At 70.5% G+C, this 13,005-nt stretch carries 14 protein-coding genes; 9 read left to right on the top strand and 5 right to left on the bottom strand.

Going from position 1 to position 13,005, the window contains the following annotated elements; all coding sequences use genetic code 11:
* Positions 1–3: 3 nt before the first annotated feature.
* Positions 4–897 (bottom strand): NAD(P)-dependent oxidoreductase, encoded by an 894-nt coding sequence (locus A8M77_RS25945; RefSeq protein WP_086924404.1) that lies wholly within the window; start codon positions 895–897, stop codon positions 4–6.
* Between the two features lie 211 nt (positions 898–1,108).
* On the opposite strand from A8M77_RS25945, the gene A8M77_RS25940 reads away from it, so the two are divergent.
* From A8M77_RS25940 to A8M77_RS25915, 6 genes are read left to right on the top strand one after another with little or no spacing between them, the layout of a single operon-like run.
* Positions 1,109–1,930 carry an ABC transporter ATP-binding protein gene (locus A8M77_RS25940; protein ID WP_086924403.1) on the top strand — a complete coding sequence of 274 codons (822 nt, stop codon included), beginning with the start codon at positions 1,109–1,111 and terminating at the stop codon, positions 1,928–1,930.
* Positions 1,923–2,642: an ABC transporter ATP-binding protein gene (locus tag A8M77_RS25935; RefSeq protein ID WP_086924402.1), complete on the top strand. Its 720-nt coding sequence runs from the start codon at positions 1,923–1,925 to the stop codon at positions 2,640–2,642. Before A8M77_RS25940 ends, A8M77_RS25935 begins: the two co-directional genes overlap by 8 nt.
* Before the next feature lie 37 nt (positions 2,643–2,679).
* Positions 2,680–3,906 (top strand): ABC transporter substrate-binding protein, encoded by a 1,227-nt coding sequence (locus A8M77_RS25930; protein ID WP_086924401.1) that lies wholly within the window; start codon positions 2,680–2,682, stop codon positions 3,904–3,906.
* A 1-nt stretch (position 3,907) separates the two neighbouring features.
* The gene (locus tag A8M77_RS25925; RefSeq protein WP_086924400.1) at positions 3,908–4,795 is read left to right on the top strand and encodes a branched-chain amino acid ABC transporter permease; all 888 of its coding nucleotides are present in this window, start codon (positions 3,908–3,910) and stop codon (positions 4,793–4,795) included.
* Positions 4,792–5,781, top strand: coding sequence for a branched-chain amino acid ABC transporter permease (locus A8M77_RS25920; protein WP_086924399.1), 990 nt, complete (start codon positions 4,792–4,794; stop codon positions 5,779–5,781). Before A8M77_RS25925 ends, A8M77_RS25920 begins: the two co-directional genes overlap by 4 nt.
* A gap of 10 nt (positions 5,782–5,791) precedes the next feature.
* On the top strand, positions 5,792–7,231 hold the full coding sequence (locus tag A8M77_RS25915; RefSeq protein ID WP_086924398.1) for an aldehyde dehydrogenase family protein: 1,440 nt from the start codon (positions 5,792–5,794) through the stop codon (positions 7,229–7,231).
* Positions 7,232–7,244: 13 nt separating this feature from the next.
* Here A8M77_RS25915 and A8M77_RS25910 read toward each other — a convergent pair whose 3' ends face one another.
* From A8M77_RS25910 to A8M77_RS25900, 3 genes are read right to left on the bottom strand one after another with little or no spacing between them, the layout of a single operon-like run.
* Complete coding sequence (locus tag A8M77_RS25910; protein ID WP_086924397.1) at positions 7,245–8,120, bottom strand: MaoC/PaaZ C-terminal domain-containing protein; 876 nt, start codon at positions 8,118–8,120, stop codon at positions 7,245–7,247.
* Between the two features lie 4 nt (positions 8,121–8,124).
* Positions 8,125–8,922, bottom strand: a complete 798-nt coding sequence (locus tag A8M77_RS25905; protein ID WP_086924396.1) for an enoyl-CoA hydratase/isomerase family protein — start codon at positions 8,920–8,922, stop codon at positions 8,125–8,127.
* A gap of 2 nt (positions 8,923–8,924) precedes the next feature.
* The gene (locus A8M77_RS25900; protein WP_086924395.1) at positions 8,925–9,698 is read right to left on the bottom strand and encodes an SDR family NAD(P)-dependent oxidoreductase; all 774 of its coding nucleotides are present in this window, start codon (positions 9,696–9,698) and stop codon (positions 8,925–8,927) included.
* Positions 9,699–9,771: 73 nt separating this feature from the next.
* On the opposite strand from A8M77_RS25900, the gene A8M77_RS25895 reads away from it, so the two are divergent.
* The 3 genes from A8M77_RS25895 to A8M77_RS25885 are packed head-to-tail and all read left to right on the top strand — an operon-like array spanning position 9,772 to position 12,147.
* On the top strand, positions 9,772–10,941 hold the full coding sequence (locus tag A8M77_RS25895; RefSeq protein WP_086924394.1) for a thiolase domain-containing protein: 1,170 nt from the start codon (positions 9,772–9,774) through the stop codon (positions 10,939–10,941).
* 3 nt (positions 10,942–10,944) lie between these two features.
* Positions 10,945–11,343: a Zn-ribbon domain-containing OB-fold protein gene (locus tag A8M77_RS25890; protein ID WP_086924393.1), complete on the top strand. Its 399-nt coding sequence runs from the start codon at positions 10,945–10,947 to the stop codon at positions 11,341–11,343.
* Positions 11,344–11,349: 6 nt separating this feature from the next.
* Positions 11,350–12,147: an enoyl-CoA hydratase/isomerase family protein gene (locus A8M77_RS25885; RefSeq protein WP_086924392.1), complete on the top strand. Its 798-nt coding sequence runs from the start codon at positions 11,350–11,352 to the stop codon at positions 12,145–12,147.
* Positions 12,148–12,155: 8 nt separating this feature from the next.
* Here A8M77_RS25885 and A8M77_RS25880 read toward each other — a convergent pair whose 3' ends face one another.
* Positions 12,156–12,992: a sugar phosphate isomerase/epimerase family protein gene (locus A8M77_RS25880; protein WP_158100998.1), complete on the bottom strand. Its 837-nt coding sequence runs from the start codon at positions 12,990–12,992 to the stop codon at positions 12,156–12,158.
* Positions 12,993–13,005: the final 13 nt, after the last annotated feature.

Genomic DNA, 13,005 nt, shown 5'->3' with positions numbered 1-13,005 from the left:
CGCTCAGCGCGCGATCTCGACGCCGGCCATGCGCTCCAGGACCTGCACCACGTGCGTCATGTCGTGGTCGGCGTGCCCCGCGGCGATTGCATGGTCGAAGAACTGCTTGGTCAGCGCGCTGGTGAAGGCGGGCGTGCCGGCTGCCTCGGCCTCCTGCAGGAACAGGCGCAGGTCCTTGCGCATCAGCTCGATCCGGAAGCCGAAGTCGAAGCGCCGATGAACCACGTCCTGGCCCAACAGTGACTCGCTGGCGAAACTGCGTGCCGTGCTGGCATTCAGCATGTCCAGCAGCAGGCCGGCCTCCAGCCCGCTCTTGATGCCGAACAGCACCGCCTCGGTCGTCGCCACCAGCGTGGCGGCCACCGTCATGTTGTTGACCAGCTTGAGCACCTGGCCCAGCCCGGGCTCCCGGCCCACGTGAACCACCTTGCGCCCGAAACTGCGAAACACCGGCTCGCAGCGCGCGTAGGCCTGTGCATCGCCCCCGACCATGACCGACAGGGTGCCCGCCTCGGCGCCGGGCACGCCACCGGCCAGCGGCGCATCGAGCGAGGCGATGCCGCGCGCGCCCAGGCGCCGCGCCAGGCTGCGCGCCATGCTGGGCCCGGTGGTCGAATGGTCGACGACCACGCGCACGCGGCCGCCTTCGGCCACGCCGTTCTCGCCGACCACCACCTGCTCCACCACGTCCGGGGTGGGCAGGCAGGTGAGCACCACGTCGGCGCTGTCGCCCACCTGGCGCGGCATGTCGCAGCGAACGGCGCCCTGCGCCACCATGGCGGCCGCGGCCTGCTCGCTGGTGTCGCAGACGAACACCGCAAAGCCTGCGCGCAGCAGGTGGGGGACCATGTGCCGCCCCATGGCGCCCAGTCCGATGAAGCCGATCGTGTCCTGCATGGCATGTCTCCGTGTAAAAGATGCGGCGCATGCTAGGCCGGGACGGCAGGTGCCCTCAAACGAGAAATCGGCCCGCCTTGCTTGAGCACGGCGCAAGCGAAGCGGCCGCTTCTCGCTTGCAGAAAACTCAAGGAAAGCTTCCGATTTAATCGTTTGTTGCCACACCGGCCGCTGCCTAGCATTCGCCCACATTCCAACGACGGAGCGAGACATGCCGGGCCACGATCCCACCTTCCCACGTCCAGGCACGGACGACCTGATCCTCCGCACGCGCGGCCTGACCCGGCGCTTCATGGGCTTCACCGCGGTGCAGGACGTGGACCTCCAGGTGCGTCGCGGCAGCATCCACGCGCTGATCGGCCCCAACGGCGCCGGCAAGTCCACCTGCTTCAACCTGCTGACCAAGTTCCTCGAGCCCAGCGCCGGCACGATCCACTACAACGGCGTCGACATCACGCATGCCGCGCCGGCGGCGCTGGCACAGCGCGGCATGGTGCGGTCTTTCCAGATCTCGGCGACCTTCCCGGCCCTGACCGCGCTGCAGAACGTGCGCATCGCGCTGCAGCGGCGCAGCGGTGCCTCGTTCTGCTTCTGGCGCAGCAACCGCTCGTTGCGCGCGCTGCATCCGCGCGCCATGGAACTGCTGGAGCAGGTCGGCCTCGCCGCGCAGGCCGGCGTGCCGGCGAGCGAGCTGTCCTACGGCCGGTGCCGCGCGCTGGAGCTGGCGACCACGCTGGCGCTGGAGCCCGAGCTGATGCTGCTGGACGAGCCGACGCAGGGCATGGGCCACGAGGACGTGGAGGCGGTCACCACGCTGATCCAGCGCGTAGCCCAGGGCCGCACCGTGCTGCTGGTGGAACACAACATGCAGGTGGTCTCGCGCATCGCGGACACCATCACCGTGCTGCAGCGCGGCCAGGTGCTGGCCGAAGGCAGCTACGAGGCCGTGTCGCGCGACCCGCGCGTGGTGGAGGCGTACATGGGCGGCAGCACCCCCGTGCTCGGCGGCGCGGAGGAGCACGGCCATGGCTGAATCCCGGCCTGAAGTGCTGCGCGTGCGCGGCCTCACCGCGCACTACGGCGACGCCCAGGTGCTCCACGGCATGGACTTCGAGGTGCGCGAGGGCGAGGTCGTCAGCCTGCTCGGCCGCAACGGTGCCGGCCGCACGAGCACGCTGCGCGCCATCCTGGGCCTGACCGGACGGCGGGCCGGCTCGGTGCAGGTCTACGGCCGCGAAACCATCGGGCTGCCCTCGCATGCCGTGGCCCGCCTGGGGCTGGGCTATTGCCCGGAGGAGCGCGGTATCTTCGCCAACCTCAGCTGCGAAGAGAACCTGCTGCTGCTGCCCCTGCTCCGCCCCGGCGGCGCGAGCCTGGCGCAGATCTACGCGATGTTCCCCAACCTGCGCGAGCGCGGCGCCAGCCCGGGAACGCGCCTGTCCGGCGGCGAACAGCAGATGCTGGCGCTCGCCCGCATCCTGCGCACCGGTGCACGCCTGCTGCTGCTGGACGAGATATCCGAAGGCCTGGCACCGGTGATCGTGCAGGCCCTGGCGCGCGCGATAGGCGAGCTGCGCGCACAGGGGCACACCATCGTGCTGGTCGAGCAGAACCTGCCCTTCGCGCTGCCGCTGGCCGACCGCCATCTGCTGGTGGAGCACGGGCGCGTGGTGGCGGACATCGCCGCCGCCGATGCCCACCGGCCCGACGCACGCGCCCGCTTCCGCGAGGTGCTGGGCGTCTGACGATCCCTTTCCAATTGAACGACCAGGAGACATCCGAATGAACTTTCTTCGCGCAAGCTCCACCGCCATCTCGGCGCTGGCGGCAGTGGCATTCGTCCACACGGCCTCGGCCCAGGCCGGGGCATCCGACGACGTGGTCCGCATCGGCCTGCTGACCGACATGGCCTCGCTCTATTCCGATTTCTCGGGCAAGGGATCGGTGGAGGCGGTCCGGATGGCCATCGAGGACTTCGGCGGCCAGGTGTTGGGCAAGCCGATCGAGCTGGTCTCGGCCGATCACCAGAACAAGCCCGACATCGCCGCGACCAAGGCGCGCGAATGGCTCGACGCCGGCAAGGTCGATGCCATCCTCGGCGGCGTGTCCTCGGGCACGGCGCTGGCCATCTCCGAGGTCGGCCGGCAGAAGTCGCGCATCGTGATGATCACCGCGGCCTACACCTCGCGGCTGACCAACGAGGCCTGCGCGCCTTACACCATCCACTACCAGGTCGACACCAACGCGCTGACCAACACGCCGCGGGCGCTGGTGCGCCAGGGCGCGGACAGCTGGTTCTTCCTGACCGCGGACTACGTGTTCGGCCAGACGATGCAGGCGGACGCCACCGCCGCCATCCAGGCCGGCGGCGGCAAGGTGCTGGGGTCGGTCAAGCATCCGTTGAATTCGCCGGACTTCTCGTCCTACCTGTTGCAGGCCCAGGCCTCCAACGCCAGGTTCATCGGGCTGGCGAATGCAGGCGGCGACACCATCGCCTCGATCAAGGCCGCGCGCGACTTCGGCCTGATGCGCAGCGGCAAGCAGAACCTGGTGGCGATGGCGCTGTTCCTGAGCGACATCCACGCGCTGGGCCTGCCCGTCGCGCAAGGCATCTACACCACCGCCAGCTTCTACTGGGACCGCGACGACAAGAGCCGCGCGTGGTCCGAACGCTTCTTCAAGCGCACGGGCAAGATGCCTTCGGAGGTCCACGCGGCCGACTATTCCGGCGCGATGGCCTACCTGAAGGCCATCGCCGCCGCAGGCACCGACGACCCGAAGGCGGTGCGCGCCAAGCTGCGCGAGCTTCCCATCGACGACATCTTCGCCAGTGGCGGCCGCATCCGCGACGACGGCCGGCTGGTCAAGGACGTGTATCTGGTCCAGGTCAAGACGCCCGCCGAGTCGAAGCGCAGCTGGGACTACCTGAACGTGCGCGCCACCATTCCCGGCAGCGAAGCCTTTCCGCCGATCGAGAAGGGCCAGTGCGCCCTGGTGAAGAAGAGCTGAGATGGACGCGATCTTCGGTGTGCCGCTGCCGGCACTCATGGGGCAGCTCGTGGTCGGCCTGGTCAACGGCTGCTTCTACGCACTGCTCAGCCTGGGGCTGGCCGTGATCTTCGGCCTCCTCAACGTGGTGAACTTCTGCCACGGCGCGCTGTACATGTCCGGTGCGCTGCTGGCCTGGGCAGGCATGGCCCATCTGGGCATGTCGTACTGGCTGGCGCTGCTCGCCGCGCCGCTCGTCGTGGCGGCCGCGGCGGTGGCCTTCGAGCGCACGCTGCTGGCGCGCCTCTACCGCTTCGACCACCTGTACGGCCTGCTGCTGACCTTCGGCCTGGCCCTGCTGCTGGAAGGCGCGGTGACGCAGGCCGTCGGGTCCTCCGGCCTGCCCTACCCCGCGCCGGAGCTTCTGCAGGGCGGCATCGACCTGGGCTTCATGGTGCTGCCGGCCTACCGTGCCTGGGTGGTGGGCGCGGCCCTCCTTGTGTGTGGCGCGACCTGGGCGCTGATCGAGCGGACGCGGCTCGGCGCCATGCTGCGCGCCGGCACCGAGAACCCGCGGCTCCTGGGTGCCTTCGGGCTCAACGTGCCGCGCCTGGTGACCGGCACCTACGCGGCGGGCGCCGCACTGGCGGCGCTGACCGGCGTGCTGGCCGCACCGCTGACGCAAGTCAGTCCGCACATGGGCTCGAACCTGCTGATCGTGGTGTTCGCCGTGGTGGTGATCGGCGGCATGGGCTCGGTGCTCGGGGCGATCGTCACCGGCCTGGGCCTGGGCGTGGTGGAGGGCGTGTCGAAGGTGTATTACCCGCCGTTCGCCAACACCGTGGTGTTCGCGCTCATGGTGCTGGTGTTGCTGACGCGGCCGGCCGGACTGTTCGGGAGGCGTGCATGAAGCCGACCCTTCTTCTCGGTGTGGCGGCGGTGGCAGCGGCCCTGTCGGTCGCCGCACCCTTCGTGGTGTACCCGGTGCTGCTGATGCAGGCGCTCTGCCTGGCGCTGTTCGCGAGCGCATTCAACCTGCTGCTGGGCTTCGGGGGGCTGTTGTCCTTCGGGCATGCCGCCTTCCTGTCTGCCGCCGCCTACGTGACCGCGCTGGCCGTGCGCGACTTCGGCGTTCCGGCACCGCTGGGGGTGCTGCTGGGCACGGCCGCCGCGGCGCTGCTGGGTCTCGCGATGGGCGCGGTGGCGATCCGGCGCCAGGGCATCTACTTCTCGATGATCACACTGGCTCTGGCGCAGATGGTGTACTTCTTCTTCGTGCAGTCGCCCTGGACCGGCGCGGAGGACGGCATGCAGGGGGTGCCGCGCGGCACGCTGTTCGGCCTGGTCGACCTGAACGACAACCTGGCGATGTACTTCTTCGTGCTGGCGGTGTGCGCTGCCGCCTTCGCGCTGATCGTGCGCACCGTGCACTCGCCTTTCGGCGACGTGTTGAAGGCCATCCGTGAAAACGAGCCGCGTGCGGTTTCGTTGGGCTACGACGTGGCGCGCCACAAGCTGCTGGCCTTCGTGCTGTCGGCGGCGCTGGCCGGCCTGGCCGGCGCGCTGAAGGCGCTGGTGATGCAGCTCGCTTCATTGAACGACGCGCACTGGCATACCAGCGGCGACGCAATCCTGATGACGCTGCTCGGCGGCCTGGGCACGCTGGCCGGTCCGGTCGTCGGCGCATTCATGCTGACCGGCCTGCACCATCTGCTGTCAGGCATGGGCTCGTGGCTGCTGGTGCTGAGCGGGCTGGTGTTCATGGTCACGGTGATGGTGTTCCGGCGCGGCGTGGTCGGACAGATCGGTCATCTCTGGCGGCGCCGCGCCACCGCGCGTGCGGCCGAGGCGCCGGCGGCGCCTGCAGCGCCCGCCCGGCCCCTGCACACCACTTGAGGAGAGCCACATGACACCCACCCGCACCCTGAATTACCTGCACGGCGAAGCGGTGCCGCCGGCCGGCGGCAGCTGGCTGGACCAGTTGGACCCGCGCACCGGACGGCGCATCGGCGAAGTGGCCGACAGCGGCCCGGAGGATGTCGCGCAGGCCGTGGCGTCCAGTGCCCAGGCCTGGCCGGCCTGGCGCGCGATGCGTCCGGGCGAGCGCGGCCGCGCGCTCGTCGAACTGGCTCGCGTGGCACGCCGCCATGCGGCACTGCTCGGCGACATCGAATCGCGCGAGACCGGCAAACCCGGCCGCGAGATGCCCGCGCTGATCGACCTCGTGGCGCAGTTCTTCGAGTACTACGGCGGCATCGCCGGCGCGATGGACGGCGAGCTGGTCAACGTCGGCCCGGCCTACCACAGCTATGCGCTGCGCGAGCCCTTCGGCGTCGTCGGCGCCATCCTGCCCTGGAACGCCCCCTTGCACCAGGCGGCGCGCGCCATCGCGCCCGCCCTGGCTGCCGGCAACACGGTGGTGGCCAAGCCTTCGGAGTTCACCTCCGGCTCGCTGGTAGCGCTGGCGCGGCTGGCGGTCGAGGAGGCCGGGCTGCCGCCCGGCGTGCTCAACGTCGTGCTCGGCACCGGCCCGGCCGTGGGCGCCGCGCTCGCGGAGCACCCACAGGTGCGCAAGATCTCCTTCACCGGCAGCGTGCGGGCCGGGCAGGCGCTGGGCCACATCGCGGCCGAGCGCATCCTGCCGCTGACGCTGGAGCTGGGCGGCAAGTCCGCCAACATCGTGTTCGACGATGCCGACCTCGCGGCCGCCGCGGTGGGCTCGGCCCGCGCCTTCACCTGGAACAGCGGCCAGTGGTGCGCGGCAGGCACGCGGCTGCTGGTCCAGCGGAGCATCCATGACGGCTTCGTCGAGCGCCTCGTCGAGGCGGTGGCGCAGATCCGCGTGGGCCCGGAGCACGATGCCACCGCCGGCCCCATCACGACCCGCGCGCAGTACGAAAAGATCCTGTCGTACTTCGAGGTGGCCGGCCAGGAGGGTGCGCGCGCCGCGATCGGCGGCCGGCTGCCCATGGAGCCGCGCTTGCAGCAGGGCTGGTTCATCGAGCCCACCGTCTACGTCGGCTGCCACAACGGCATGCGCATCGCGCGCGAGGAAATCTTCGGCCCGGTACTGTGCGTGATTCCCTTCGACGACGAGGAAGACGCGGTGCGCATCGCCAACGACTCGCCCTTCGGCCTGGCCGCGGGCATCTGGAGCCGCGACATCGGCCGCGTGCACCGCGTGGCCGCGCTGCTGGAGGCCGGCCGCATCGTCGTCAACGAGTACGGCGGCGGCTTCGTGCAGAACCCCTGCGGCGGCTACAAGTCAAGCGGCTACGGCCGCGAGCAGGGAATGGACGCGCTGGCGCACTACACGCAACAGAAGTCCGTGATCATCCGGCTGTAGGTCGGACGGAGGATCACGGCCCGGCAAGGACCGCACGGCCATTGGCCAGCACCTGCACGCCGCGCTCCTTCACGCTGGCGCGGAAAGCGATCTCCTCGCTGCCCAGCCGCCAGCAGTCCAGCACCAGGGTCTCTCCGGGATACACCGGCGAGGTCAGCCGGGCGCGGATCGACTTCATGCGCGATGCGTCGTGCCCGCAGAAGCCGGCGAGGATGCCGCGGCACGCGTTGCCGTAGGTCGCCAGGCCATGCAGGATCGGTTTCGGGAAGCCGGCCTTGGCCGCCACCGCCGGATCGATGTGCAGCGGGTTGATGTCTCCTGACAAGCGGTACAGCACCGCCGCGTCGGCGCGCGTGGACAGCTCGAACGTCGCATCCGGCGCAGTGTCGGGCGTCGCGGGCGCGGCGGGCGCGGGCTCGTCGCCACCGCCGTTCCTGGAGAAACCGCCATCGCCCCGCAGGAAGAGCACCATCTCGACCGTGGCAACCAGCCGGCCGTCCGCCTCGTTGGTGAGCGTCTTCTCCACGTGCATCACCGCGCCCTTGCCCTCACCCTTGTCGATGATGCGGGTGACGCGGCTCTCGCCGACCAGCGTGCCGGCCGCGGGCAGCGGCGTATGGATCGTCACGCCCTGCTCGCCGTGCACCAGCTTCAGGAAGTCGATGCCCAGCTCCTTGCGGTCGCGCATCCAGAAGCCCGGCGAGGCCAGCACCGCGGCCATGGTCGGCACGGCCTGGAGTTCCTTCTCGTAGACGAAGCGCAGTTCCTCCGCTGCCAGCGGATCGGCGGCGAAGCCGACACCCAGTGCGTAGAGGATCGTGTCGCGCCCGGTGTAGCTGTGGCGCACCGGGCCGGAGCGCCAGGCCTTGGTCTTCTCGTAGTCGATCATGCGGTCAATCCTTCTTCGGCCAGCGGAACTGCGCCGGCTCCTTGGCGGCGAAGCGGCGAATGGCCTCGCGGAAGTACGCGCTGGAGGAGGCGATGGCCTGCGAGGAAGCCTCCATCTCCAGCATGGCCTCGAAATCGCTCTGCAGCGTGGCAGCCAGCGCGCGCTTGGAAAGGCCGAAGGCCGTGGGCGAGGCGCCTGCAAGGCTCTGCGCCAGCGCCATCGCGCGCGGCATCAGGGCTTCGGGCGCGAGGGATTCCAGCGCGAGGTCCATGCGCACTGCCTCCTCGGCGCCGAACTCGCGCGCCGAATAGATCAGCTCCTTGGCCCGCTGCAGCCCCACCACGCGCGGGAGCTGAAACCACGCCCCGACATCGGGCACCAGGCCGATGCGGTGGAAGACCATGGCCATCCTCGCGCGCGTGCTCACCAGCACGAGATCCGCGTAGAGCGCCATGCTGAGCCCCGCGCCGAAGGCCACGCCGTCGACCGCGGCGATCAGCGGCTTGTCCAGGGTCATCAGCGCGCGCGCCAGCTCGGCATAGCGCGCCATCCCGGCGCGGCGCTGCTCGACGGTGCGCGAGGCGCCCTCGCCCATGCCCTTGACGTCGCCGCCCGCGCAGAAGTCGCCGGCGGCGCCGGTGAGCACCACCGCCCGCACCTCGTCGTCGGCGCGCAGTGCGCGCAGCGCGGCCGTCAGCGCATCGGTGGTGGGAATGTCGATCGCGTTCTTCGCCGCGGGCCGGTTCAGCGTGAGGACGGCGACGCCGTCCGCGCGCGCCAGGAGGACGCTGTCGCCCACCATGGTCAGAGCGAAATGTGGAAGCCGCCGTTCACGCCCAGGTGCTGGCCCGTGACGTAGCTGGCACCATCCGACAGCAGGTAGCACACGCTCTTCACCACTTCGCCCGGCGTGGCCCAGCGGCCGAGCGGGATCTGCGCCAGCATCTGGTCGCGGAACTTCTCGCCGCGCACCACTTCCGTCATCGGCGTCTCCACCACGCCGAAGCAGATGGAGTTGGTGCGGATGTTGTAGCGGCCCCATTCGCGCGCGGCGGTCATCGTCATGCCCAGCATGCCGGCCTTGGCGGCCGCATAGTTGATCTGCCCGATCGAGCCCTTGCGCCCGGCATCGGACGAGATGTTGACGATCGAGCCGCCCGTCTTGTCGCCGCCCTTGGCGCGCTCCACCATGTGACGGCCGGCCGCGCGCATCCAGTAGAAGGAGCCGGTGAGGTGCACGTCGATCACCTCCTGCCATTGCTGGTCGGTCATCTTGTCGATCATCGCGGGGCGGATGATGCCGGCGTTGTTGACGAGGCCGTGCACCGCGCCGAACTTCGCCACCGCGTCGGCCACCGCGCGGTCGGCCACGGCCGGATCGGCCACGCTGCCCTGCACCGCGAGCACGCGCGCCTGCGGCAGCGCCGAGACCGCGGCGTCCAGGGTCTGCCCGTTGAGGTCGACCGCCACCACGTTGGCGCCCAGTTCGATGGCCAGTTCCGCGATGCCCTTGCCGATGCCCTGGCCGGCCCCGGTGACGACGATGGTGCGCCCTTGCAGGCTGACGATGGGATCCACTTTGCTTGCTCCTTGCTTGTCCGATGGTTGAACCAATGATATCCTACATGCGAACCCTGGCTGGAGCAATCAGATGACGATCAAACGCAAGGCCTGCATCGCAGGCGCCTACGAGCACCCCACGCGCAAGGCCCCCGACAAGACGGTGGCGCAGCTGCATGCCGAATGCGCCCGGGGTGCGCTGGAGGACGCGGGCCTCACCCTGCGGGACGTGGACGGGTATTTCTGCGCCGGCGACGCGCCCGGCCTGGGCGCCAACAACATGGCCGATTACCTGGGCCTGACGCGCCTGCGCCACGTGGACAGCACCGACACCGGCGGCTCGGCCTACCTGATCCACGTCTCGCACGCGGCGCAGGCGATCGCCGCCGGCAAGTGCGACGTGGCGCTGATCACGCTGGCGGGCCGCCCGCGCAGCGAGGGGTCGAGCGGCGTCGCGCCCCGACTGGTCACGGCCAACACGCCGGACGTGCCGTGGGAGATGCCGTACGGCCCCGTCACCGTCAACATGTATGCGCTGGCGGCGGCGCGCCACATGCACGAGTTCGGCACCACCCCCGAGCAGCTCGCCTGGATCAAGGTGGCCGCCGCGGCGCATGCGCAGCACAACCCGAACGCGATGCTGCGCGAACCGGTCACGGTGCAGGAGGTGCTGGCCTCGCCGATGATCTCCGACCCGCTGCACAAGCTGGACTGCTGCGTGGTGAGCGACGGCGGCGGCGCGCTGGTGGTGGTGCGGCCCGAGATCGCCGCGCGGCTCAAGCGCCCGGTGGTCAACGTGCTGGGCGCCGGCGAGACCATCAAGGGCCAGCTCGGCGGCCAGGTGGACCTGACCTGGTCCGGCGCCGCCGTCTCGGGACCGATCGCCTTCGAGGAGGCGGGCGTGCGCCCGGCCGACATCCAGTACGCATCGATCTACGACAGCTTCACCATCACCGTGCTGATGCAGCTGGAGGACCTGGGCTTCTGCAGGAAGGGCGAAGGCGGCCGCTTCGTGGCCGACGGCAACCTGATCTCCGGCGTGGGCAAGCTGCCCTTCAACACCGACGGCGGCGGCCTGTGCAACAACCACCCGGCCAACCGCGGCGGCATCACCAAGGTGATCGAGGCCGTGCGCCAGCTGCGCGGCGAGGCGCACCCGAAGGTGCAGGTGCCCGACTGCACGCTGGCCCTGGCCCAGGGCACCGGCGGCCTGCTGGGCTCGCGCCACGGCAGCGCCACCCTGATCATGGAAAGGCAATAAGCAATGTCCACTCCTTCCACCGACCGGCCGCTGGCGGCTCCCCATGTCGACGCGGCCACCGAGCATTTCTGGACACAGGCCAGGGAGGGCCTGTTGTGCACGCGGCGCTGCACGGGCTGCGGCAAGGTCCACTGGTACCCGCGCGCGCTGTGCCCCTTCTGCCTGGGCGACACCGAGTGGTGCAGCCTCTCGGGCCAGGGCACGATCTACAGCGTGAGCGTCACCCGCCGGGCCGGACCCATCCCCTACGCGATCGCCTACGTCGCGCTCGACGAAGGCATCACCCTGCTGACCAACATCGTGGACTGCGACCTCGACACCTTGAGGATCGGCCAGCGCGTCGCGGTGACCTTCAAGCCCGCCGAAGGCGGCGCGATGGTCCCGATGTTCAAGCCGGCCTGAACGCGCATGGAGACGATCGACTTCTCGGTGGAGAACGGGGTCGGCTGGGTGCGCTTCACCCGGCCGGATATCCACAACCCGCTGGACGTGGCGCTGCGCACCGACCTGATGGCGGTGCTGGAGCGCGTGCGCAACGAGCCGGCCGTGCGCGTGCTGGTGCTCACCGGCGGCGCGGGCGCGTTCTGCGCGGGCGGCAATCTGCACGCGCTGCAGGAGCATGCGCAGGCCGGTCCGGCCTACTGGCAGCGGCGCATCAACGCGGGCCTGCGCCTGACCGACGATCTGCTGAACATCGGCTGCCCGGTGATCGCCGCGATCGACGGACCCGCCATCGGCGCCGGCTTCGCGCTGGCGCTGTGCGCCGACATGATCGTCGCCAGCCCGCGCGCGAAGTTCGCCATGGCGCATCTTCGGCTGGGCCTGGTGCCGGACCTCGGCGCGCTCTACCTGCTGCCGCGCGTGGTGGGACTGCAGCGTGCGAAGGAGCTGGTGTTCTCCACCCGTGACGTCGGCGTGGAGGAAGCCCGCGCGCTCGGCATCGTGATGGACGTGCACGCGAGCGAGGCCCTGGAAGTGCGCGTGCGCGAGATGGCCGAGCGCATGGCCTTGGCCGCACCGACGGCGGTGGCCCTGTCCAAGGCGATGCTGAATGCCTCGCTCGACGGCGACCGGCAGAGCGCCTTCGCGCTCGAGGCCGCGAGCCAGGCGGCCGCCTTCGCCGCACCGGAGCCGGCGGCGCAGATCGAGGCCATCCTGGGCAAGCGGCGGCCGGCCTTCACCGGCCTGAAGCCGGCGCGAGACTGAACAGCCCTTCAGGCGAAGTGCGCAGCGAAGAAGGCCCGGGCCTTCTGCGCGGCGCGCCGTGCACGCTGCGCCGCCGGCAGCGCCGCGTCGGCAACGACCGGCGTCTCCAGCTCGATCTCTGCGTCTGCCGGCAGCGCAGCCACCAGGCCCGCCAGGTCCAGCCCGCCATCCCCCAGGTACATGCGCCCCGACATCGCCTCGTCGAAGAGCGTCGTCGACGGCGCACGCACGGCCGGCGCATCGCACAGCTGCGTGAGAAGGATGGCGCCGGGATCGAGGGCGCGCACCTCTGCCGCGCCCGCGCCGGAGCGCGCGAGGTGCAGCGAGTCGATCAGCAGGCCCACGTTGCGCGCGCCGCTGTCGGCGATCACGCGCTGCGCGTCGCCGATCGTCTTGAGCGCGCTCATGGGCATGAACTCGAGCGCGATGCGCACGCCGGCGGCGGCGGCGGCGCGCGCGTAGTCGCGCAGCAGCCCGCTCACGCGCGCGAGATCGGGCTCGAAACAGCTTTGCGCGATCAGGGTGGCGCCGGTGCGCCGCGCCGCATCGACGTTGGCCTGCAGGTGCGACGGCGTCGTCTTCTCCGAGATGTAGTAACCGCAGATGCTGGAGATGCGGACCGACAGCGCTTCGGCCCTGGCGCGCATGCGCTCGAACCCATCGTCCTCCGCGCCCGGCCCGGGCCATGGATCGCCCGGGTTGCGGCCGCTGATGCGCAGGCCTGCCGCGCCGAAGCCGGCTTCCGCCGCGGCCGCGAGCACTTCCAGCGGCGCGGCCTGCGCGCCCAGCGAGAGAAAGCCGAGCGTGAGCGCGCGGACATCGCGATGCAGCGGGTGTGTGTTCACTGGAGTACCTTCG

The sequence above is a fragment of the Variovorax sp. JS1663 genome, from assembly GCF_002157355.1.
GTDB lineage: Bacteria > Pseudomonadota > Gammaproteobacteria > Burkholderiales > Burkholderiaceae_C > Variovorax.
The sequence above is the reverse complement of the archived record's forward strand: the minus strand, read 5'-3'. Positions and strand labels throughout refer to the sequence as shown.

Coding starts and splice junctions, on each gene's coding strand:
- A8M77_RS25895 (WP_086924394.1), top strand. CDS start 9,772: ATGACGATCAAACGCAAGGCCTGCATCGCAGGCGCCTACGAGCACCCC.
- A8M77_RS25935 (WP_086924402.1), top strand. CDS start 1,923: ATGGCTGAATCCCGGCCTGAAGTGCTGCGCGTGCGCGGCCTCACCGCG.
- A8M77_RS25910 (WP_086924397.1), bottom strand. CDS start 8,120: ATGATCGACTACGAGAAGACCAAGGCCTGGCGCTCCGGCCCGGTGCGC.
- A8M77_RS25945 (WP_086924404.1), bottom strand. CDS start 897: ATGCAGGACACGATCGGCTTCATCGGACTGGGCGCCATGGGGCGGCAC.
- A8M77_RS25925 (WP_086924400.1), top strand. CDS start 3,908: ATGGACGCGATCTTCGGTGTGCCGCTGCCGGCACTCATGGGGCAGCTC.
- A8M77_RS25940 (WP_086924403.1), top strand. CDS start 1,109: ATGCCGGGCCACGATCCCACCTTCCCACGTCCAGGCACGGACGACCTG.
- A8M77_RS25915 (WP_086924398.1), top strand. CDS start 5,792: ATGACACCCACCCGCACCCTGAATTACCTGCACGGCGAAGCGGTGCCG.
- A8M77_RS25885 (WP_086924392.1), top strand. CDS start 11,350: ATGGAGACGATCGACTTCTCGGTGGAGAACGGGGTCGGCTGGGTGCGC.
- A8M77_RS25890 (WP_086924393.1), top strand. CDS start 10,945: ATGTCCACTCCTTCCACCGACCGGCCGCTGGCGGCTCCCCATGTCGAC.
- A8M77_RS25930 (WP_086924401.1), top strand. CDS start 2,680: ATGAACTTTCTTCGCGCAAGCTCCACCGCCATCTCGGCGCTGGCGGCA.
- A8M77_RS25905 (WP_086924396.1), bottom strand. CDS start 8,922: ATGGTGGGCGACAGCGTCCTCCTGGCGCGCGCGGACGGCGTCGCCGTC.
- A8M77_RS25920 (WP_086924399.1), top strand. CDS start 4,792: ATGAAGCCGACCCTTCTTCTCGGTGTGGCGGCGGTGGCAGCGGCCCTG.